Here is a 23,620-nt window from a genome sequence, read left to right on the forward strand (position 1 = left end):
GATCGAATGAGCAAGCGTTCGCATTCCGTACGCGGCCATTCCGGGCAACGGCGAGGTGGCAAAGACGCAAGGGGGAGGCCCGACAGCCTGGGTGTTCACCGAGGTGCCGGGCCTTAGCCGGTGGGGCTTTGGGCGGGCCGGCTGGGCATACATTCGGCAAAACTAATGAAGTGAGCAAGACGGACCTTGGTCCGAATCCCGCACGCATAAGGCTTACTCGCGCTCGTACGCATACTAGCAGCGCCAGTATTTTCCATGAGCACCGATTGCGATAGGCATTCAATCCGTACTCGCGGAGGCATCATCCGCTGCGTGCCCACGCTGGCCGAGCGCCTGTTACAGGGCAAAGGAAGGGCGATGACACGAACCCCAGTGGGACCACTTTCGCGAAATAGCACATGCCCGGCGACAACCGGTCGAGCCATTTTTTTCGTGAAATTACGAGGTTGCCTCACAGGCACCGTCGACATCAAAAGGTGAACAGTTATTTACGATCCGACAAAAAAGGTTACTTCAAATTTAAAATCAATACATAATAGATTGTGAAGTTACTCTTATGACGATCTATTTTGTATCATTTCTTAAGACTAAGGTCTTATTGCGCCCAAGTAATTAGTCCGACCGATCAAAAATTAGGTCTGCGGGGCGTTCCCTCCAAGCCTGTCATCCGCCATTCAAAAACCGGTCGCGATTCACCGAGTTCGGGTTTGTGCCTCGCCGCCAAATCAGGCGTCGCGCCAAAAGACAAACGGAACGAAACGCTTCCATGTCAAACCCGCTGCCAAAGACACCCATCTACCGCTTAGACCAGATCATACCCGATTCTCACGCCCTGGGTGCCTCGGCCGGGACCTTCCACGAGCCGCTGTCAAAGGAACCTGGCGAACAGCGAAAGAAAGCGGGCAAGAAGATACCGCCTCGGACCGATTTCGGCACGATCGCGCTGCACTGGTGCTTCGCGGTGGCGTTTACCTGGGTTCTGCTGACAGGCATGCGTGTCGCCTCCGACAACGACAACCTCGATTGGCTGCGGAACTTAGACGGCATTCTTCCGGCCAATCAGCTTTGGTCAGATCATGTATTGGGGGCCACCATTCTTACCGCCACGGCCCTCGGCTATGTCGTCTACATCTCTATGGCCAAACTCTTTGCGCGCATCAGGCTTGGCGGATCAAGGATTTCAAGCGCCGTCTCGTCCAGAAAGGCAAGATGGGGAGCGATGAATGTGTTCCTGTACTGGATGTTTTTCATCAGTTGCATCGGATGTCTGATCACCGGCTGGATGCTGTACTTCGGCTTCGGCGGGATTGTCTTGCTGGTTCATCTCCACAGCATCTGGACCATGGCGGCCTTTCCGCTTCTCCATGTCATAGTTCAGCTGCGAATTGGCGGGCTCGCTCAGCTGACTCGTATCCTGCGCCCGTCGAAGCTTCAAAGGGCCGCTCCCGCCCCCGACCTTGCGGGGCTCGTCTCTGATCTCCTCGCGCAGCAGGCCAAGGGGCGCCTGACTGATGAACATCAGGACGAGCGGCGCAAGCATGGGTGATCACACATTTCTGTCCCACCCAGTCGTGAGTTCGGCGATGGCAGCGCTCCTTGTGGGCGGCGGTCTGATGGGACTGGAAGCTGTCACACAGCCTACCTTGTTGGTCGCGTCCATCGATGAGATCCATGCCCCCGTTCTGGATGGCGACATTTCGGAAGATGTATGGGCAAAAGCAATGCCTGTTGAATTGATGACCGCGCATGGTGGAGACTTCGGTGGCAATGGCGACACGCGGATTGTGGTGCGGGCGGTTCATGACGACCACAATGTCTATTTTGCTTTTGTATGGGATGACCCCACTCGTTCGCTGGAACGGCCGTCCCTCATCAAGAAGGGAGGACGATGGTCCTACCTGCGCACGCAAGCCCAGCGCGGCGGCGAAAACAATTTCTATGACGATCGACTGGCAATCATGCTCGCGCACTCGTCTGCCAGCCTCATCGGTGCGGCAATTCATCTCGGAAGCAATCCGCTGAATAACGGAGCGCGCTCGATATCGGGACGCGGCCTGCACTACGTGACGGAGGGCGGTCTCCTTGATGTCTGGGAGTGGGACGCGGTTTGCAACTCCATCACGACTGTCATGCAGGACGAACATGTCGGCCAGCCACTCCCGCTAACGGCCGCGCAGGCAAAGGGCGAGGGCCGTTACACGGGTGGATTCGAGGCTGACATGGGAGCGCTGGAAGTGCGCCCCAATGTAGCCGAGGTATCGGATGGCGGACAAAAGGTGCTGCGACCAGCCTATTTGCCGAGCCGTGAAGCGCAGTTACCAACCGTTCAGATGATGAAGGCGACGCCCGCCAGCAGCGATTCGGTCGAATTTCAAGGCGTATGGGGTTTGCGTGCCAGCCAGGCTGAACTGTATTCGGCCACATCAGACGCCCTTGTTCCAGATGGCACTCTCATCCCAGGTGTTGTCGTCGACGATGAAGGCCTCCGTACAGGCGACGAAGTGCACGGCGCGGCGGTGTGGGCGGGCGGCAAATGGGTGTTGGAAGTCAGACGATCCTTAAGCGGCGGACCTGATGACGTTGCCGTTTCATCCGGCACCCTGATGTGGCTGGCCGCGTTCGATCACGCCCAGACCCGCCACACATATCACCTGCGACCACTGAAACTGGAGTTGAAATGATGGCCAAGCTTTTGAAGGTAACCCTGGACGACGAGCAATTCTGCGCCAACGCTGGAGATCGCCTGCTCGATGCAGCTCTTCGGCAAGGGGTCGACTTGCCGCACGACTGCCGTGTCGGACACTGCGGCGCCTGCACTATAAAGGTCAGTACAGGACTGACGCTTGGCGGCGAGACTACGGAAGCTGGTTGTGTTCGCGCCTGCCAGGCGCAGGTTTTTCGGACCTGACCATCGAGTTGAGCGACTTGCCTCAACCATGCCGGCAAGACGCGCGTGTGACGGAGTTGCGCAGCCTCAGCAAGGAGATCATCGAGGTTTCCATCAAGCCTGACGAGGCGGCGGAGTGGGTTCCGGGACAGTACTACAGGGTGAAGTTCAAAGGTTTCCCAGCAAGGAGCTTTAGCCCGACGGCATGCCTGCATTCCGGCAAATTCAGCGAAACGCTCAAGTTCCACATCAAGCAGGTCAGAAACGGCGCCGTCACCCCGAAACTCGGCACGCGGATCAATGTCGGCCACAAGGTGAGGCTAGAGGGGCCCTATGGCCACGCCCACCATCGTCCGGCCCGTACAAGCAGACTCGTCCTTGCCGGGAGCGGAACAGGATTCGCTCCGATCTGGGCGATCGCCTCGGCCGCATTGAACGAAAATCCAAATCGTGAAGTGGTTCTGGTGTGCGGCTCCCGCGATATCGACTCCTTTTATATGTCCAGTGCTCTGCTGCACGCGCGCCTCCACCTGCACGTGACGATTGTCCCTACACTTGAGCGCATGCCTCGCGAGTCCGTTGTCGTAGCCGAAGGCACACCGGCGGATCATCTCCCCGACATCAGGTCCGACGACATCGTCTACGCTGCAGGGTCGCCTAAGATGGTTGGTCGCGTAGCTCACCTGGCATCTCGCGTCGGCGCGTCATTCTTTGCCGATCCGTTCGAACCCTCCGCCCCCAGACGCAAGCCTCTCCTCGACACATCAAGGCTTAGCCGTTTCTTCTTCCCGGTGCCCGCAAGCGCGATTCAGGCTGCATAGAAGGGTTTCTTCGGGCGGCTGGCTTGAGCAACGGCCAACCCGAACTCCGCCGCGCGGTGCCGATGGCTATGCAAGGGTTGCGATGCTCCTTCAGTGCGATCTTGACCGCGCAGGCTGCCTGGAAATCCTGCGGCAATGCGTTCGGTGCCACCGGCAATGGTGGCGGGTTCCAGACAGGGTTCCGGGAGGAATCCATTGCGACCGTGCGTTGGTGTACATCAGAACCGGCGGTCGCACACCTCTTCACGCTCACGAGCCTTTCCAAGCCGGGCACGGCACGTTACCAATCATTGTCCGACAATTGTGTAAAAGGCACCGCATGACCGAGACCCTTGGGTCCCTACAGGATTGGTTCTACCAAGTGGTCTCGCCTGTGATCTCATGGTGGCTCGGCTCCATCATCGCCGACGTCTCCGCTTCGCCAGTCATTGCTCTGGTTCTACTGCTGGTGTCGATCCTGTGTGGGGTGCTTTGCAGAAGCATCTCTATTTTGATCTCTTGCCTAGCGTTCAGCCTAATCGTCATTGCATTGCACGGCCTTGCTCCAACGCCGCCTTTGAAGGGCGGACTGATCATCATGGCAATGTTAGGCTTCGGATTGCTGGGTTCGGCATTTTACCGTGAGTGGGGTAAAGTCGACAAAATGTACCAAAGGCTGGAAGCCGCCCGTAAGGAGACTGAAGAAACGAAGCTTCTTCTGGACAATGAAATCAAATGGCGAAAAGCATCGGAATGACGGCGCCGTTGGTTTTTGCGGACCCAGCATCCATCGCTACTGAACGCGATGCAAGACTGTGCCGCTGCAAAACTTCATAGCGTCCGGCTAATGATTGATACTGCGTCTTGGTGCCGAGCTGTGTCGCCCGGCAATCAGGTCGCCGTGACCCGCCAATGGGCCGGCCCTCCAGTTGCGGCTTGTCTCGACGTCGGACTAGCCAATCGTGGCCATTGGCCAGCTAACGGCTGCTTGCTGCGCTTAGTCGCGACCATCTTCGCACATCGTGCGGTGTGAGGACCTCTTCCAAATGGCCAGAGAAGTTACCGGCAAGATCCTTGTCATTTCGTCGATGGTATCCGCTGCTGCGAATGCCAGGCCTCGGTCCTTAGTAGCCAGAAGGGTGCGCCAGTTCTCGCCTTCGAGGAAGCTTACAACGTAGATTGTTGCCGGCCCGTCGGTCATTTCAGTATCCTTTGTCAGCCCTCAACTCAAGGAGGGAACGAGAAGCAAGTAGGTTGCTGAGAACGCCAGGGGCCGACGAAGGCCCCACGTTGGCAGCTATAAGGGTGCACCACTTCACTCCGATCGCCCATCGACGACTTGTTCAAGGCTGTATCGATCGATCTTCGTTCATGGCTCGCTTCACCGAGCGGCGATAAGTTGGATCGCCAGTGATGCCCTCCGAATAAACTATTCGGCCGTCACCACAGACCACATGCCGCCCATGTAGTGTCCGGGGATATTGCAAAACAGCACGTAGGTTCCGGGCTCCAGCTTGAGGTTGACAGAACCGGATTTGCCCGGGTGCAATTCCGGCACTTCGCCAAGGGTTTCAAAAGATTCTTCGTCCACCTTTGCATTCGCCGCGTCGTATGGAGGAAGGTTGCTTGCATCAACTTTGGCAACAACCATTTCGTGGACCATCGATTTCGAGCTGTTGGTAACCTCGAAGGTCACCTGGCCGGCTTTGACGTGCTGAGTGTCCGGCGTGATCTTCAACGTCGCCATATTCATATCGCCTGTGCTGCCCATGCCGAGATCAGCCGCCATGGCGGCGTCGTCGCCCAGATCGGAGAGCTTGATCCGAACGAGATTACCGTCGGCATGTGTAACGACCGTACTCGCCAAGAGGGCGCTGGCGAGAAAGAGAGGCATCAAAGTCCGTGACATGACTTTACTCCGAGGTTTCTGTTGCAACGGTCGTTCATTTTTCCCGAATCGCCCACGACACAGACGGGGAGGCTTGGGTACAAGAGTTGGCAACTATCAAGGCGCGCCTACTCACCCCGATCACCCATCGTCCGAACGACGGGTTCAAGGCTGTTTCGATTAATCTTCGTTCATGGCTCGCTTCATCTGATCAGTGAATGGCTTGACCAGGTAGGAAAGCGCAGATCTTTCCTTCGTGTGCAGGAAGACTTCGACCGGCATGCCTGGCACCAGTTGCTTGCCTTCCAGGCCGCTATCATCAACAATTGCGATGGTTGAAAGGTAGTAGGCCTGACCGGTCTGGGCGTCGACACTCGCAGCCGCTCCAACAACGTTGACGCGCCCGTCGATCTCCGGTGTGGTACGCTGGTTGAACGACGAAAAGCGCAGCCTGACATCCTGGCCTGTTGCTACCTGGTCTATGTCAGTTGGCGCGACCCTTGCCTCGACGACAAGCTCGTCACCGCTAGGCACGATTGACATGACGGTTTCACCGGGCGCAATCACCCCACCCACAGTGTGAACCTTGAGGTCGTTGACGGTTCCCGAAATCGGCGCTCGCAATTCCATGCGCGAGAGACGATCCTTTGCAGCGACGATACGCTCGTCCAGTTCGGCAACCTTCGCCTCGACGTCGCGCAATTCGCGTTGGGCATCGGTCCTGACCTGCTGGTCGATCTCAATCATCTTGAGATTGACCTCGCTGATCTGGCCCCTCGCCCGCGCTATGTCGGACTCGACCTCGGCGATATGGCCATCGATCTTCACCTGGTCCCGTTCCAGCGAGTGGGTCTTGTCGCCTTCGATAAGCCCCTTGCGCAACAAGGGAGCCAAACGGCCGATATCTTCAGCCACGAGGGTGCGCTCACTTCTGCTTGAAGCCTTCTGGGCTTCCAGACCTCTGATCTGTTCCTCAAACTGTTCGATCTGCGAAGCCAGTTGCGCTTTCTGCGCCATACGCGACGCCCGGTTGTTGGCAAACATCCGCTTTTCGCCATCGACGATAGCTTGTGAATCGACATCAGCTGCAAAATCGAACGTGATCTGGTCCATGTCGTCGCGCTCGGCGCGCAAACGGGCGGAGCGCCCCTGGAATTCCAGGAACTGCCCACTCAACACGCCTAACTCCGCTCTGGTCTGGGTCTCGTCGAGACGTATCAAAACGTCACCGACTTTCACCGAGTCGCCATTGGCGACTTCGATCGCGCCGATGATGCCACCGTCGCGATGTTGAATCATCTTCAACTGTTTTTTCGCCGTGACTTTGCCCTGTGCGACAATCGCACCCGACAATTTTGCATTGGCCGCCCAGCCTCCACAGCCAAGAACCAAACCCAACGCAAGGAGGCCAGAAACCGCCACCCTCGAATGAATTGCGTATTGTGGCCGGCGCGTCTGCTTCTCGAAATTCTTGTCCACGCTTTACCCCTGTCGTCTACGCGGTCGCCAATGCCTGATTAGGCATTGCGGCCTCGTGCTTTGCTTCAAGAATGAAGTCCTGTGCCGTCAGTTCGTGATGGCCGTCGAGGACCAAAGAGAACTCGTCGTCTGGATCGCTGTCGAGATTCCCGGAGACGACCGTGACCTCGTGACCGATGTCGAGCATTTGATAGTTGAAGGTCACCGCCCCGAGATCGGCCGGTGCCGCCGAGGCGGCACCGGCAAAGAACAATTTCTGACCGGCAAAGTCATTGCTATCATCGGATATGCGCGACAGATCGATGCGGTCTCCGGCTTGGAAATCCATTACCAGGTCGCGCGGCCCGCCATGGTTGACCAGGGACTCGAGCGATCGAAACACGAAGATGTCGTTGCCGCCGCCGCCAACCATGACATTGACGGCGTCGTTCGCCACCAGCGTATTTCGCCCATGGCTGCCCACGATGCTCTCGATGGCAAAGACATGGGCCTCTTCGATGCCGTCCAGGAAGACCAGCCCATCTTGGAGATCCACGATGGCGTCAGCGGCATTGGCGGAAAGATCGAGCGTGTCCTGCCCCTCACCGCCATCCACGATATCAATCTGGAGGTCGTTGCTTAGATGAATGACGTCGTCGCCTGTGCCGCCGTCGACATGGTCGAGACCTGCACCATCGTTCAGATGATCATTGCCATCGCCGCCGTACAGTTTGTCGTCACCGGCACCACCGACGAGCGTGTCATCACCCTGACCGCCATCCAGAATATCGTTCCCGTTGCCGCCGTCCAGCGTGTCGGCGCCCGCGTCACCATGCAGCGTATCGGCGTCGTCGCCGCCCAGCAGATGGTCATTGCCGTCGCCACCGGCCATTGCATCGTCGCCTCCGCCCCCGATCAGCAGATCGGTTCCGGCACCGCCATCGAGGCCATCGTTACCGTCTGCGCCGTCCAGCGTGTCGTCGCCGCCTTCGCCATACAGTGTGTCATTGCCAGAGCCACCGTCAGCGACGTCATTTCCATCGCCACCATGGATCTGGTCGTTGCCTTCGTCGCCAAGCAGAAGATCGTTCCCGGCATCGCCATACAGGATATCGTTGCCCTCGCCGCCGAAGAGGGTGTCGTCGCCATGGCTGCCAAACAGGATGTCGTGTCCGCGGCCACCCCAGATCACGTCGTTGCCGTCGCCGCCGATGAGCCGGTCATCGCCATCGCCGCCGTGAATCGTATCGTTGCTTTCGCGCCCGTAGACGACATCATTGCCGCCGCGGGCGTCGATCAAATCATCGTAGGGTGTTCCGATCAGTACATCGTCGCCTTCAGTGCCGGCCATCGATTCACCAGTCGGCTCCGCGACTTCGAGATGAGCGCTCTGCTGGATGGTCTCGACACCGTCACTAATTTGATAGTGGAAAGTGACGGGTCCGGTCTGATCATGTTCGGGCGTATAGAGCCAGCGTTCCAAACCGATACGCTGAAGTTCGCCATGATCGGCCTCCAGCGAGCGAACGATCAAATTATCGCCGTCTGGATCGCTGGCGCCGTTTAGGAGCTCCCCCATGGTGATGATGATCGACAGGTTCATCATGCCGTCGGAAAGAAAAACCGGTCCGGTCAAGACCGGCCGCCGGTTCGATTTTGTCGATCCCGCAGAGCCTTGACCTGGGTCGGATTGGCCCGGCTGATTTCCCTGTCCGCCACTGCCGCCGCCCTGGCCGCCGTTGCTGCCGGAGCCCGACCCGCTGTGGCTGTTGTCGCCCCCGCCCTGGCTTGGCAACGCACCGCCGGGAGGGAGCGCTCCCCCGCCGTTGTCATTGCCGGCAACAGGTGGCGGCGCGCCACCATGACTGCCAGGTCCATGGATGCTGTTGCCAACGCTACTGCGATGGGTCGAGTGCAGTCCTTGCACGCCCCAAGGCCGATGTGGCTGCCAGACATCGAAGTTGAGGTCGGGAACATTGACGCTTACAGGTTCGGCGAGACTTCGCAGATAGTCTGCGACGTGGCCAATCTTCTGTATCTGCGTCATTACCGGGTCGTCTTTGATGTCGGATGCGTCCTTGTTTTCCTTACTTTTCTGGTCGGAAGATTTGCCCGGGTGCTTGTCGGGAACCTTCTGTTCTGTCTCGAACATCTTTTTAAGAAGCGCTGCGAATGCTCCGATCAACAACGGAACTGCGGAGATTGAATTGACGCGCGAGCGCGCATCTCGCAGCGCAAAGCGGTTCTTCGGAGCGTCGAGCTCCTCGTGGTTGGGCAGTCCAAGTGCTAGCCGATCGTCCATTTTGCACTCGTCAATCCTTTTGCGCGGCCGCAACGGCCGAGGCAGAACGCATCTTGCCGCCAGAGCCAGACATTGGGGCCGTGCGCACCTTTTCGTCCGAGGCTGGGATTGGGGCGGCACGCGCGGGTTCGCGGATCAGTTCATCCTTTGGCCCCATCGCTACGAGCTTGCCGTTCTGTATCAGCCCGACGAGATCGACTGCTGCCAGGGCGCTGGGGCGATGGGCAATCACAATGGCGATGCCTCCACGCTGACGGACGCCCTTGAGCGCCTCCGTCAATGCCGTCTCCCCTTCGGAGTCCAGGTTGGAATTCGGCTCGTCGAGCACGACAAGGAAAGGGTCTCCGTAGAGAGCCCGAGCAAGGCCTATGCGTTGGCGCTGGCCGGCCGATAGGGCTGTGCCGTTCGGCCCAAGTTCTGTCTGGTATCCCTGGCCGAGCCGGACGATCATTTGATGGACACCCGCAGCGCGCGCAGCGGCAACGATCCCACGTGCATCGGCTTGTGGGTCGAAGCGCGAGATGTTCTCCGCGATCGTCCCCTCCAGCAGCGATACATCCTGGGGCAGGTATCCGATAGCGGCACCAAGTTTGTCGCTATGCCATTGATCGAGATCGGCGTCGTCGAGCCTGATCGAGCCACGCAGCAGCGGCCAGACGCCGACAATGCCTTTGGCCAGCGATGTCTTGCCGCCGCCGCTCGGGCCGATCAGTCCAAGAGCGTCGCCAGCCTTAAGTTCAAAAGAAACGTCGCTCAGAAGAACCGCTCCTGTATGGGGCGCGACGACAGTTACCTTCTCCACTTTCAGCGTTTGGCAGGGCGCTGGGAGGTCGATGATGTGGGACTCGTCATTCATAGCTGCAAGGGTTTCTTTCAGCCGGCCAAAGCTTCGGCGCGCGGCGACGAAACCCTTCCAGTTGCCGATGGCCATGTCGATGGGAGCAAGCGCGCGCGCGGAAGCGACCGAACACGCGATGATGGAACCCGCGGAGAGTTCTCCCTTCATGGTCAGATATGCGCCAAGGCCCAAGAGCGCCGATTGCAGCATCATGCGCAGCACCTTTGCCAGGCCGCTGAGGGACCCTGTCGCATCGCTGGTCTTGGTTTGCAAATGGAGATGCTTGTCGTTGGCGGCTTCAAAGCGCGACACGGCACGGGAGGCGAAGCCCATTGCCTTGAGAATATCGGCATTGCGCGCATGTGCGTCGGCGATGTTGGAACGCAGAATGGCGGCACGATGCATGTCCTTGGCGACATTTCTCGTCAGCACTTCGGTAACGACCGTCAAGGCGATGAGGACTATCGCGCCCGCGACCGTCAGCAATCCAAGCATGGGGTGGAGGAGATAGACAAAGCCCAGGAACAGCGGCATCCATGGCAAGTCGAACAAGGCGATAGGGGCCTGGCTGGATATGAAGCCGCGCACGGTGTCCACGTCCCGGCCTCGCTCGAGCGCTTCTGACGTGGAATAGCCGTAGCGCGGCATCTCGATCACCACCTGATGGGCAAGCGGGGCGAGTTTGGCGTCGAGGCGTGCGCCGTAGCGGACCAGAATCTGGGACCGCAGCACGTCGAACAGACCTTGGAAAAGGTACAGGCCAATGGCCAGCACCGAGAAGGCTACCAGTGTGGGCACGCTGCCGCTGGGGATAGCCCGGTCGTAGATCTGCAGCATGTAGAAAGAGCCCGTCAACGCCAGAAGGTTGATGATGCCCGAAAGGCAAAGCAGAAAGACTGCAAGCCCGCGATAATTACCGATGTATTGCGAGACATCAGGGGCAGCACGGGTGCGTTTCTTTTGGGTACTCATGAAAGCCAATCCCAACTACATTGAACAGTTTGCGGGCTTCAGCGGCCGCCAAGGGGTTCCCTTCGGCGGCCGGCACGTTCAGGCGAACTTGAACGAGCTTCCGTCCAGGTCGTGGTGACCGACAACGTCGATGCTGAAGTCGGCCGCGCCGTCTCCGTTGATCTCACCCTTGACCAGCGTGTGTTCACCGTCCGCCGCGGTCTGATAGCTGACCATGACTTGGCCCGCCGATGTGAACCCGGCTCCAGCAAAGAGGACGAAGGACTGGTGACCCGCGGCACTCGTGTTGGCGTCGATCATCGACAGGTCGATTTTGTCGCCCGGCTGCAAGCCTACGATCGTATCGCCATTGGCGTCGCCTGCTGATCCGAACACGAAGGTGTCGCTGCCGAGTCCGCCATCCATGGTGTTGGCGGCGCCGTTGGCTATGATTGTGTCATTGCCTGATCCGGCAATCACATTTTCGAAGCCGAACACCGTATCCTGGCCGCTCTGCGCGCTCGAGACACTGCCGTGATGCAGCAACCCGTTGCCCAGATCGATCGTCAAGCTGGCGCTGATGGCCGAATAGTCGAGCGTATCCTGGCCGTCCTCGCCCCAGTAGACGTCGTCTCCGTCACCAACGTTGGCGATGATGTGATCGTTGCCGGTGCCGGCATAGACAGTGTCGTTGCCAGATCCGCCTTCGATGACGTCGTTGCCCTCGTCGGCGAATATCCGGTCATTGCCGCCGTCGCCGAAGATCATGTCATGCCCGGCGCCGCCGAAGATATCGTCGTTGCCGGCGCCACCGAAGACGACGTCGTCGCCTGCGCCAGCCTTGATCAGGTCGTCTCCGGCACCGCCAAGCAGCGTGTCTGCGCCATCGTTGCCGAGGATGACGTCATCGCCCTGGCCGCCGCTCAGCACGTCCGCACCGAGCCCGCCGATCATGACGTCGGCACCATCAGTGCCGAGATGCGCATCACCTCCCAACACCGGCGCATCCGCGCCGTCGCCTTCTCCACCGGCAGCTGCCGTCAGGTCCAGCGAAGCCGTCTGGTGAACTGAAGCGTGGCCATCGCTGATGTCGTAGCTGAAGCTCACCTGGCTGGTGTCGTCAGTGGTGGGTGTGAAGGTCCAGCCATCGGGCCCCTCGGTGACAGATCCCGAAGACGGCGTGAGGTTGGTCACCGTCAGTGCGTCGCCATCGGCGTCCGAGGCTCCAGCCAGAAGCACAGCCGCGGCGAGCAGCAGCGGTGTGTTGGCGCCAAGCGACGGCAGGACGATGGGTCCGTTCACGACCGGCGCACGGTTCAGGTGCTCGCTGTCGTCATCCTCGTCGTCGCCCTGAGAGGTGTTGCCGCCGTTACCAGGCGCACCTCCATCACCATGCGCAGTCCCGCCGGCAGGCGTATTTCCGTTGGAAGGGATAGCATTGTCGACGACGTCCTGGGGACGCAGGTCGCCAACGACGTGGTTGGTTCCGCCGGCACCGTGGAAGACGATACGATGGTCTGACGTCAGCCCAGAGATATCGACCGTGTCGTCACCATCGCCGCCGTTGATGTGGATGGTCGAATAGTTGAGGCTGGTGGCGGTGAAATTGCCGACCACCTGGATGGTGTCGCCTCCGCTCGTCCCACCATCCGGCGCTGTGGGATTGTTGCCGTTGTTTGCGGTGGTGTTGAGCGTGTTGACGGTGATTTCCTCGATGTTGTCGAGCTCAGCAATCATGGTGCCGTTGCGGGCGACCACGATCTCTGTGTTTGCGTTCAGGCCGGTGAAACCGGCATGGGCTGCGCTGCTGACGACCCCGTTGGCTGCATTGTTGTCCCAGTCGTCTGTGTTGGAGTAGATCGAGAAAGTTTCAGTGGAGCCGGCGCGTCCGTTGACGACGAAGGAGTCCGAGCCCGTGTCTCGACCCGCGACGAGTGAGGTCGTGCCGCCATCGACGAAATCGCGGCCGTCGGTCGGCGTGTTGTTGCCGGCATTGGCGTTCCAGACGATGGTGTCGTTGCCGGCACCGGCGGCGATGGTGTCGTTGCCCTGGCCGCCGTAGATCGTGTCGTTGCCGCTGCCGGTGGTGACGATGTCGTTGCCGCCGTTGCCGAAGACGAAGTCGTTGCCGCCGTTGCCGGTGATTGTGTGGGCGGTATCGCTATCAACGATGATCTCGGAAGCACCTGTGCCGGCGATATTCCCGCCGTTCTGGTTGACGACGGTGACGGTCGGGCTCTGTCCATTCACGGTGTAGTGGAACGAGCCGCCTAGTGGATTTGTGTCGGTGACAGTGACCGATTGGCTGCTGTTCGAGTGAGAAGACGTTACGCCGCTATTGGTCGACGTTCCTGAGATCGTGAGGACCGTATCGGGGTCGACATCGTTGGCCAGCAGAGCCGTGTCGAGGACGGCGAATGCCGTCGTTCCGGCATTGGTGATGATGGTATCGTTGCCGGCGACAGTCGGATCAGGGACGGCCGTGATCGTCACCGTCGTCGTCGCGACCGCGCTGTCCTTGAGGCCGTCGCTCACCGTAACGTCGATATGGCGCGTCGTGTCGGTGTTGTAGACGGTCGGGTTTTGGTTGGTCGGATTGGTATAGGTGATCGCCTTCAGTGCCAGTTCGTAGGCGGCGATCGAGGCCGCACCGTTCAGGGTCACTGTGTGCTTGTCGGCGCTTAGCGTAGCGGTGATCGTTCCCGGGACAGCACCAACATTCAACTGATCTCCCGTGATCGCGTCCGTGAGAACAATCTTGGCCGACTGGAGATTAGTATCATCGGCATCGGTGATGTGAGGCAAGGTGGTGAGGGCCGCGCCCGTGGCCGATAGTTCGGTATAGGCTGCCGTGTTGTTGTTGCCCTGGATGGAGTCTCCAACAAAATTGACGCGAACATTGTCGACCCGGAAGTAGTCGCCATTGTTCAGGCTCGTGACCGCGAAGCGTATTTCCGAGTCCGCGGTCATGGTCTGACCGGCCAGACTGATCGTCTTCGTACCCGTCGCGTCGGCGCTGCCGTAGGTCGCAACCGTGACGAAATTCGTTCCATCTGAACTGTACTGCAACGCCAGTGTCTCGTTGGCGCCGATGCCGTTCTTTGCCTGCAGATCGAAAACGATACTTGTCGGCGTCGCCCCGCTCTGGCCAACGCCACGTGTGATCTCGGCGCCATCGCCGCTGCCGAACTGCAGGACGCCGCCGCTGCTGGTGCTCCTGGTTATCTGGCCGTTGTTCGACGAGGAATTGTTTCCATCGTTCGATTCCTGCCAGTTGCCATTCCAGTTCGCACTGCCGTTGTTCTGGCCGTAGGCATTGTTGTTCGAACCGAACGCATCGAGCGTGTTGCGGGCAACCGGCACGTAGTTCAAATCCAGCGTTGGAGCTTTATCGAAGTACGCCGCTGGATTGATAGTCTGGTCCGAGAATTTGAAGTTTTCCACGCCGATCACCAGGTCGGTGCCATCGGTCGGAATGAGCTGACCGTTGGCATCCGTCGCCAATGGATCGCGGTGGTCGGCGACCTTGATAGCGGCAACGCTTGCCCAGTTGGCGTGAGCGTTGACGACGATTGCGCCGTGCGCGTCGACGGCCGTTAGTGTGTAATCTGACAAATTGCCTGTGAACACCGCCGTATCGCCGAGACCATCGGCGCCGCCGTCGCCCAGCACCGTGTCCTTGAACATCTCGGTACGCAGCAACTCGGTGAAATGCTTGTCGAATTCCTGGGTGGCGGCACCGCCGAGCAGGCCGGCATGGCTGCCGAGATTGTCCAGGAGAGTTTCCTGATAGTCGACACGGTGCGACGCGCCCTGGTAGAGGGCATCCTGCAACTGATCGGCGGCGGTGGCTCCGGTGTTGTTGTTGTTATGGGCATAGCCGGAATTGTATGCGCCGATCAGCGCATCGAGCCGGATCGAACCGCCGACGATGACGTCGTTGCCGCCGGCGCCGGTCAGGACGTCGTTGCCCGAGCCACCAACCAGCCAGTTCTCCCCTTTGTCGAGGGCGGCATTCGCGAGGGCCGCGTCACCGGCCGAGTCGCCGGTCAGCGTGTCGTTGCCGGCCGATCCGATCAGGCCTTCGGTCTGGAAGGCGGCGATCTGCTTAGGAATGCCGTTGACGTTGACGGCGGGATTCTGCTGGTCGGCCAGGTTGAACGTCACGCCGCCGGGGCGAACGGCATTGTCGCTGAAGTCGATCAGATCGAAACCCAGCGTCCCTGGCTTGTCGCCCTCATCGACGACGCCGTCGCCGCCAAGCACTTCGTCGGTGCCGATGGTGAGGGCTCCGGTTGTGTCACCGGGACGGATGATGTCGTCGCCATTGCCGCCGAACATCTGGTCCTGGTCAGCCCCGCCGACAAGCACGTCGTCGCCATTGTCGCCGTAGAGAATGTCGCCGCCACTGCCGCCGTCGACATAGTCGTTGCCGTCACTGCCGTGAGTGAACGGATCGGTGTCCTGATCACCATAGATGCGATCGTCGCCCGTGCCGCCGGACAGCTTGTCGATGCCAATGCCGCCGGAGATGAAGTCATTGCCGGAGCCGCCGATCACCTGGTCGGCGCCATTGATGTCGGAACCTGATGACTCGCCATAAAGGAAGTCATCTCCCGAACCACCATCCATCAGGTCGGGGTTGTCGCCGCCATACATCTTGTCGATGCCATCGCCACCGTAGAGACGGTCGATGCCATAGCCCCCGTAGAGCGTATCGTTGCCGCCGTCGCCATAGACCGTGTCATCGCCGCCTTGCGCGTAGATCAGGTCGTTGCCCATGGTGCCGACGACGACCTCGTTCGACTCCGCACCCGAATTGGGCGTGCCATCGAGGTTGACGCCATCGTTGAAGACCACTGATCCGGTGGTCAACTGGATGTCATCGACCAGAATCTGCTGGCTGCCGCCCGCCGAGTTTTGCTGGACCTCGATCCGCAGCTGGAAACCCGCATAGGCGGGGTCAATCGTGCCAGTGTCCAATGTCACATGCGACCATGCACCGTTGGCCGGTGTCGGCAATGCCAGTGAATTCAGCACATGAGTGGTCACGCCGTCTGTCGCGATCAGGCGTACTTCGCCGCCAGGCCAGGCCAGGTCCGTCCGGTCGCCCACATTGAGACCAAGGCTGAAGGTCTGACCCGCCGTCAGGATCTGGCCTGTGTCCTGCGACAGGATTGCCCCGCTATGCAACCAGACAACATTGCCGCCGCCATGGCCGGCGGGGTTGCTGATCGAGCCAACTGGGGCGAACAGACCGCCAACGCCGCCTGCGATTGTCCAATTGCTCGGATTGCCAATCGTGTAGTTCCCGAGCGCATCTACCACCACGCCGGGTGCGCCACTGGCAAGCGAATCGGCCTCGAAGGCGGCGTTGATGGGATTGACCTGGAATTGGGTGCCGTTCGCCAGCCGGGTGTCCTGGACATACTGTACGCCACCGATGGTCACGACATGGCCGTCGTTGAGATTACCGCGGCCGCCGTTGGAGTAGACGCCCATGGTTCCATCAGCGACTGCGGCAATGTCTCCATATTTGTGCTCATTGCCGGTGGTCAGAGCTTCGGCACCCGTTGCCACGACCTCCTTCTTGGCCCCGAGATCGACATATTGATCGGCATATCCAAAGATGTTGCCGTTGAGGTGCGTGAGCCCGGTATTGCGCTCGACGATATCCTTGAGCTGGCCATTGCCGACTTCTTCGGCAAACTGTTGGCCGGCAAGGCGGTACAGATAGTAGAAGCGGTCTCCGTCCATAAGCGATTCGATCTGGTTGACGAACACCTTGTCGAAGGTTTCGCCGAGCAGACCGCCAGGCTGATGGATCTCGGCGAGCCCCCCAAGCCAGGTGTCGATCTGGTTGAAGCCTAGCGTACCGGCGCCACCGACGGCTTCATCCCCATTCAGGAAGCCGTATGCCTGATCCAGTGTGAAGCCCAACGTACCGACGGCTACGGTGCCCTCGACAATGCCAAGGATCGCCTGCGCCTTGGCGAGGTCACCATCGAACGCATAAGCCGCAATGAAGTTTGCCAGCGATGTCGGGTGCTGCATGTTCTGGCCGAAATCGTTCCAGCTGGTGTAGCGGGCCAGCCCGACGGCTTCGCGGAAATCATTTAACGTAGGGATGCCGACATCGCGGCCACGCGCGATGTTGATGGCGGCGAGATCGAGCGGTTGCCCAAGCAAACCCTGGTTGAGCGCCGGGGTGATGAATTCGTCAACCTCATTCATCTGCTGATGCGACATGCCGAGCGCGATGGCGGCTGGACCGATGTCCGCGTATTTTTCCGGGCTGAGGAACGCTTCCTTCAGCGCGTAGCCCATGATCTTGCCGGTCAGTCCGTGACTCGGGTCGATGGTGTCGATCGTCTCGCGCAGCGTCGAGTGACCGAAGCGGAACGCTGCCTGCGAATACTCCAGCGAGACCGCGGAATTGACGCTGGATGAATATCCAACAAATTCCTGGATATTGGGCGTCACGTTGCGGGCATATTGGTCCACCGCCGCGTGCTGGTATTCCATTTCGACAACCAGTTTGGCCGCGTTGAATACCTTGTCCTGGTCCCAGGCGATGCTGTTGTCGGTATAGACGAAGTCTCCAGCCGCATTCATGTGGCCCGTGTCGACCTGAAAATCATGCAGGCTGGCGTGGGTCGGATCGCCCGAGACGATATCTTGCCGATGCAATGCGTCCATCAGGTTCTGCACCTGATAGTTATGCTCCTCATGGAAGATGTGATGGATCGAGGTGAGGCCGAAATTCTCATTCACACGGCCATCGCCCGCGACATAGTGATCACCAACGGACGCCAGCAGGATCTCACCGACAGCGTTGTGAACCGCTCCGGCAGGCGTCGTGATGCTGAAATCCGCAAAGTTGACGAAGGGATACAGCGCGCTGGCACCCGAAAGCGTATGGGGCGTTCCTGCCGGGGAACCGACCGGCAGGTTTTCCATGTAGAGAGTCAGCTTGTGTGTCGTGGGATCGATGCCAAAGGACGAATTGGCCCCAAACGTGCTTTTGACGTTGGCATTGATCGTCGCGATCGCGGCATCGACCTTCGCCGACTGCGCGGCATTGCCGTAGCTGGCTTCGCCGACGCCTTGGACGCCATCACCATTGGTGTCGTAGAAGCCGTGCAAGTGGCCGGCATCAAAGCGCGGGTTCATGTCGAGCAGCAGCGCCGAGCCGCTGAAGCCGGCACCGGCCTGACCCGCGGCAATGACATGGCCAGTTGCGTCGCGGTTGCGCAGATTGGATACGTCTTCCCAGGTCAGCGCGTCCCGCCCGGTTGCCTCGACATGGGCCCGCAACTCGTCGAGCGTCGGCAGAGTGTCGTTTGTCGACGTCCCATCGGCCTTCGTCCACGCTGTCGCCAGCGTCGTACCATCAAACAGATTCATGCCGGCATGGAAGTCGGTGGTTGAAGCCGTGGTCGGATCCGGTACCCACTCGCGCAAAAGGTTCGTCAGTTGCTCGTGCGAGCCATAGGTCTGGCTCTGGTCGATGAACGGTGAGGTATGGTTGACATATTCCGGGCCATTGGCATCGATGGTTTGCACGGTCGCGCGACTGATGGTGATCTCGTGTACCGGCTGTCCGTCGGAGCCAGCCATGCCATAGAGCGGATCGTCGGCCGCGAGCGCGATCTTGATCGTTGCGCCGGACGACTTGTCGATGAAGTCGAGGCCATGGTCGAAGAACTGGCCGAACAGTACGAAAAAGCCATTGGACGGCGACACACCTGGGTTCAGGCCACCGATGAAGTGATCGTCCTGGCCAGCCGACGCGGCTAGCCGCGCTTGCGGGTCGACCTGACCGAGACCGCCGTCGGCGACTGTGGCCAGTTGCCCCCAGTCGAGGACCGTGGCAACGCCATTGGCGTCATAATAGATTTCATTCGGAGTGTGGATGGTGGCTGCGGGGTCGGACGCGTGATTGGCCCACGTGTCGTAGATCACGCCAGCTGTCGTCGTCGCAAGGCTGATCATGCGCGGCGTATAATCGACGACGTTGGGAATGTTGATCGCGGTGCCATCCGTTGCATGAGAGTCACCAGGTTGTACGGACGCGGTAGTATCCAGTGTCACGGCATAGTTCGTGTTCGCGGTGCCGCCCGCATTGAAAGTTCCGGTCGGTGTTCCGTCCGTCGCGCTGCCATCGCTGTACTTTCCGTAGTATTGCTTCGCTGCGGCATAGGCGTAATCCGCCACTGCCTGCATGATCGGCGAGTAGTTTGCGTAATCCGCCGCAGCCGACCGCGTGAAGATCTGGTCGACAGCGCCCCACGCGGCGTTGACGAGCGACAGATTGTTGTTCAGCCCGGTGACGTCGCGCAATCCGGCGAGGTCGGTGACCGACTGGTAGGAGGTGCCATACGCTGCAATATTGGCATTGACGCTACCAAGATTGGCATAGGCGACGTGCTTGGAATTGTAGACCGTGCCAGTGCCGTCCCAATTGATGATCGCATTGCCCTGCTGGTCGAACAGAGGAAGAAAGTTCAACTGGTCCAGAATGAACTGGATGTCCGTCTGGTTGATCACGAACGGCTTGAGTGTATAGGCCATGGCACTTCTCCTCACTTGCGCGCCCAGACGATACCGGGAACAGTCAGCGCTATTGGATCTGTCGGTCTTGCGAGGAAATCAGCCCACGCTATTTCAAGCTCAGTCCTGGCACCCGACGTTAACTCTTCCTTAAGGATGCCGTAGTGGCGGACATTTGCCATTGTCCGAGGTCCAGCGAATTCTTTGGACCTTGGCGGGATTTTTCGGGCAATAGGTCTGGCTTCGAATCAGACTAAGGTCGGGTTTTATGGCTGATTTGCCCAGAACCCACGCACCCGCGACAGAACGCCGGCATCGAACAATTACAGCAGCGGACGGCAACTCGGTTGCTCGTTATGACTATCGCCGCAAGCGCAATCGGCCTAGCTCGAGGCGACGGAGGCGCCTTGGTCTTAGCCAAAGTCGCAGCTCAGACCCTTGGGCACAATGCTCGCGCTGCGGACACCGGCAGTATTTGCAACTCGATCTGATAGTTAACTTAACCACGATCTGAAATTTTCGGCACAAACTGCGCCATCTATCTGGCGCATTCAAACGTCATTTATTTTAATAATATTTATATTAATACATGTGATACGAACTTTTATCTAATATACGTGAATATAGCATACGATATTTACAAATAATCCTCTCTACGCTTCGTAGTGCCTCACTGAATTTTACCTGCGTTGACATATATTTAAGCCAGGCCTAACATAAAGGTGGGTGCTTGAGGCTGTTGGGGTTTCAATGCAGGGTCTAGTTGCTTACAGGCGTCGCAATACGTCTGTGCGTGCGTTGGGGGTATGGGCGTGGGCGAGTTGGATGAGGTTACAATTGCCATTGTCGACGATCACCCGATCGTTCGACGGGGTTTAAGCGCGGTCATTTCAGGCGAGGCAGGGTTCAATCTGGTCGCCGAAGGCAGTACCGCGCGCGAGGCATTGGAAATCGCCGAACGTTGGCGACCACAGATCATGCTCCTCGATCTGGGTATCCCTGGCGGTGGCATGGAGGCGTTGAAGCGTATCGTCGTACAGGTGCCTTCCGTTCGTTGCATGATCCTGACAGTGTGCGATTTGGCAACCATCGCCATCTCCGCTTTGAACGCTGGCGCCAAAGGCTATGTGCTCAAGGGCGTCAGCGCTGGCGACCTTAAGAAGGCGATGTGGACGGTGGCCAACGAAGAGTCGTTCGTTTCACCCGAATTTGCGACAAAACTGCTTCAGGCTGCACAACTGAACGTCCAGCAGGCTTCTTCCATCGACCAACTTACCCACCGCGAAGCTCAAATCATGAAAGCCGTGGAGGAAGGCCTTACCAATCGAGAGATTGGCGAGAAACTGGATATCAGTGAAAAGACCGTCAAATACTATATGTCGGGCATTCTGCAGAAGTATGGGGTCACAAACCGTGTTTCAGCGGTTATCGCGGCGCAAAAGCTGCGCGGGGTAAGTCCGTCGCTGGAGAATTGACGCGTTGGGAACCGGCACCGATGTGGTGCTGCGTTGATATCCGCTGCCAAACGGTGAGGCGTCATCCAAGTCTTTCGGCGAGTTGGCAGTCAAGTGAAGGCCTGCCGTGGGGAGCCTGAGATCAATGCGCGACGCGCGTCTCTCCTGGATCGAGTTGGGCGGCTATCTGCTGCTGATCGCGCTCGGCTGTCTACTTTGGTTCCAGTTCGGCACCGCGAGGGAAATGGATATCAAAGCCGCGAAGCGCGCATTCCAGGCGGAGAGTCAAGCCAAGAGTTCAGGCGGTTGCTGTCGACATCGAGGCCAGCTTTCGCCAGATGTATCAGGGCATTCGCACCATCGCCCGCTTGCCGACCGTGCGAGCGCTGAATTCGGAGTCTCATTCGTTGCACGAGGATGCAAGGGTGAGCGCCCAAGAAATCTACAACAATCTGGCGGAAAACCTGTCGGTTTCGGAACTCTACATAGTGCCAGCCAATTTCGATCCAGATCGTATCGACGGCGACCCGACGACGCCAGAAGCGCCGTTGATGACGTTCGACGCATTGATCGTTGGCAAGAATGCCGACCAGACTCCTTCGCGCGCCACCTCTCTAGAAAAAAGAAAAATAGAAGAAATAGAAGAATTCGAATATCGCACTATGAAACTTCAATTAGATTATTTAGCGAGAAAATATAAAATAGAAAGTTCTATATCTGATCTGAATTACCCTGCAATTATCAGCGGCGAAGTAATAACGTGCGACAATACACACTATTCTCCGACTATACCCAATGAAAATGACCGTAAGGGCCTCGTTTATTCAGTTCCATTCTTCGGATTTGACGGGGAACTTCGCGGGATCGTTACAGCAGTTGTCCTGTCTGACGTCCTCACTGAAATTCTGCCAAGCGATGGCTATGCACTTGGCAATGACAGGCTCGGTTTCTACAAGGGGGCCCGTGACGGCCAACTTTGGAAACAGATCTCGCCGCGGACCGAACCGGGTCCCGACGCCGTCGCCTATGCCAGCTCGAACTCCTCTCGATTTTCCGGATGTGGCGGGAGGGTGGAGCCTTTGGTCTGCGGTGCCAACGGCGGTGTTTCTGGAATCCCCCACAGTTCAGTCGATCAATGAGCGTTTCCGCACCGAGGTCATCATCCTGATTTTGGGGAGCCTGGCGCTGGCTACCGCGCTCCGGTGGCTTGCTCATCGAGGCTCGACGGTGGAAGGGCACAATCGAGATCTGGAATTGCGCATTGACGAACGCACGGCCGAGCTGGCAAGCGCCAAAAAAATTGCCGAGGAGGCGAGTTCAGCAAAAACCCAGTTTCTCGCCCGCGTCAGCCACGAGATCAGGACGCCTATGCATGCGATCGTCAGTGCGGCGGAGTTGCTGAGATCCGGCCGGCCTGACCGGCGCGCGCGGGCCAAACTTGAGATCATCGACCACGCCAGCCAGACATTGCTCGACATCGTCAACCAAGTGCTCGACCTTTCAGCGATTGAGGACGGCAGGTTGAATATTAATTCGGTCGAATTCGTGCCTTCGGTTTTGGTCGCGGAAACATGTGACATGATGCGGGCCGTCGCCGACCGCAAGGGTCTGAACATAGCTGTCGAATGCGCCCCGACCACGCCAGCCCTTTGCCGCTCGGATCCGGCGCGCATTCGCCAGATCCTGGTAAACCTGATCGCGAACGGCTTGAAGCACACCCAGGCCGGCGGGGTGACCGTCCGGGTCAGCAGCAATGTATCCGGTGTTCTCGCCTTCGATGTCGTGGACACTGGGTCGGGTATCGCGGAGGTTGATCGCGAGCACATCTTCGAGGAATTCTATCGGGGTGCCAATTCGGACGGGTCCGGACTTGGGCTGGCGATCAGCCGTCAGCTCGTCGAGCTACTCGGCGGCACCATCGAAGTCCGTGAGGCTCTTCCACATGGTGCTCACTTCCGGTTCACCGTCGCTTCCCAACCGTCCTCCTCAGCCTCACCTGCAATCGGGCAGAATCCCTCGCAAACGAAGCGAAACCTCTCAATCGCGGCAGGGCCGAGGATGCGCGTCCTTATCGCGGAAGACAATGAACGCGTCCGCGGGCTTCTCGAGGAGACGCTTCGACAGTTTGGTTGTTTTGTGCAAGTGGCCAGTGATGGCGAGGAAGCGGTCGCCGAGGCCCGTCACACCAGCTTCGACACCATTCTGATGGATTGTTCGATGCCGAAACTCGACGGCATGCGTGCCGCGTCCAGGATACGGGAGATTGAAGCTACGTCAGTTGACGAACGTCGCCGAGCCCGCATCGTCGCCTTGACGGCCAGCGCATATGCCAGCGACCGCGAAGCCTGCCTTCAGGCAGGAATGGATGACTTCTTGAGTAAGCCCTTCAAACGGGAAGAACTCTTTCGCGTCTTGGGAATTGCATCCGAAGCAACGGGCAAAAGCGATGCAGTTCTCGCGCCGGCTGCGGAATAGCGATGCCTGATTGC

Annotated in this window: 14 protein-coding genes; 9 read left to right on the plus strand and 5 right to left on the minus strand. The window is 58.9% G+C overall.

Annotated features, from left to right (window positions below):
• The first annotated feature begins 766 nt into the window (after positions 1-766).
• From ACZYHG_RS27505 to ACZYHG_RS27530, 6 genes are read left to right on the plus strand one after another with little or no spacing between them, the layout of a single operon-like run.
• On the plus strand, positions 767-1,546 hold the full coding sequence (locus ACZYHG_RS27505) for a cytochrome b/b6 domain-containing protein (RefSeq protein ID WP_464611240.1): 780 nt from the start codon (positions 767-769) through the stop codon (positions 1,544-1,546).
• 37 nt (positions 1,547-1,583) lie between these two features.
• Positions 1,584-2,681, plus strand: a complete 1,098-nt coding sequence (locus ACZYHG_RS27510) for an ethylbenzene dehydrogenase-related protein (RefSeq protein ID WP_464611241.1) — start codon at positions 1,584-1,586, stop codon at positions 2,679-2,681.
• On the plus strand, positions 2,678-2,908 hold the full coding sequence (locus ACZYHG_RS27515) for a 2Fe-2S iron-sulfur cluster-binding protein (RefSeq protein WP_464611242.1): 231 nt from the start codon (positions 2,678-2,680) through the stop codon (positions 2,906-2,908). Before ACZYHG_RS27510 ends, ACZYHG_RS27515 begins: the two co-directional genes overlap by 4 nt.
• 47 nt (positions 2,909-2,955) lie before the next feature.
• A complete protein-coding gene (locus ACZYHG_RS27520) occupies positions 2,956-3,708 on the plus strand; it encodes an FAD-binding oxidoreductase (protein WP_464611243.1) in 753 nt (250 codons plus the stop codon).
• A gap of 23 nt (positions 3,709-3,731) precedes the next feature.
• Positions 3,732-4,031, plus strand: coding sequence for a hypothetical protein (locus ACZYHG_RS27525; RefSeq protein ID WP_464611244.1), 300 nt, complete (start codon positions 3,732-3,734; stop codon positions 4,029-4,031).
• Positions 4,028-4,444 carry a hypothetical protein gene (locus ACZYHG_RS27530; RefSeq protein ID WP_464611245.1) on the plus strand — a complete coding sequence of 139 codons (417 nt, stop codon included), beginning with the start codon at positions 4,028-4,030 and terminating at the stop codon, positions 4,442-4,444. The genes ACZYHG_RS27525 and ACZYHG_RS27530 overlap by 4 nt, the downstream gene beginning before the upstream one ends.
• A gap of 672 nt (positions 4,445-5,116) precedes the next feature.
• Here ACZYHG_RS27530 and ACZYHG_RS27535 read toward each other — a convergent pair.
• From ACZYHG_RS27535 to ACZYHG_RS27555, 5 genes are all read right to left on the minus strand, one after another.
• Entirely contained in the window at positions 5,117-5,596 is a 480-nt protein-coding gene (locus ACZYHG_RS27535; protein WP_464611246.1) for a cupredoxin domain-containing protein, read from the minus strand.
• A 159-nt stretch (positions 5,597-5,755) separates the two neighbouring features.
• Entirely contained in the window at positions 5,756-7,054 is a 1,299-nt protein-coding gene (locus ACZYHG_RS27540; protein ID WP_464611247.1) for an HlyD family type I secretion periplasmic adaptor subunit, read from the minus strand.
• Between the two features lie 16 nt (positions 7,055-7,070).
• A complete protein-coding gene (locus ACZYHG_RS27545; RefSeq protein ID WP_464611248.1) occupies positions 7,071-9,335 on the minus strand; it encodes a cadherin-like domain-containing protein in 2,265 nt (754 codons plus the stop codon).
• Positions 9,336-9,345: 10 nt separating this feature from the next.
• Positions 9,346-11,145, minus strand: a complete 1,800-nt coding sequence (locus ACZYHG_RS27550; RefSeq protein WP_464611249.1) for a type I secretion system permease/ATPase — start codon at positions 11,143-11,145, stop codon at positions 9,346-9,348.
• A 78-nt stretch (positions 11,146-11,223) separates the two neighbouring features.
• Complete coding sequence (locus ACZYHG_RS27555) at positions 11,224-19,698, minus strand: peroxidase family protein (protein ID WP_464611250.1); 8,475 nt, start codon at positions 19,696-19,698, stop codon at positions 11,224-11,226.
• A gap of 791 nt (positions 19,699-20,489) precedes the next feature.
• Here ACZYHG_RS27555 and ACZYHG_RS27560 point away from each other — a divergent pair.
• The 3 genes from ACZYHG_RS27560 to ACZYHG_RS27570 all read left to right on the plus strand — a co-directional run bounded on the left by ACZYHG_RS27560 (position 20,490) and on the right by ACZYHG_RS27570 (position 23,606).
• Positions 20,490-21,152, plus strand: coding sequence for a response regulator (locus ACZYHG_RS27560; protein ID WP_464611251.1), 663 nt, complete (start codon positions 20,490-20,492; stop codon positions 21,150-21,152).
• Positions 21,153-21,469: 317 nt separating this feature from the next.
• A complete protein-coding gene (locus ACZYHG_RS27565; protein WP_464611252.1) occupies positions 21,470-22,270 on the plus strand; it encodes a hypothetical protein in 801 nt (266 codons plus the stop codon).
• Positions 22,233-23,606 carry a response regulator gene (locus tag ACZYHG_RS27570; protein WP_464611253.1) on the plus strand — a complete coding sequence of 458 codons (1,374 nt, stop codon included), beginning with the start codon at positions 22,233-22,235 and terminating at the stop codon, positions 23,604-23,606. Before ACZYHG_RS27565 ends, ACZYHG_RS27570 begins: the two co-directional genes overlap by 38 nt.
• Positions 23,607-23,620 lie beyond the last annotated feature (14 nt).

The organism is Mesorhizobium subarcticum (assembly GCF_055456085.1).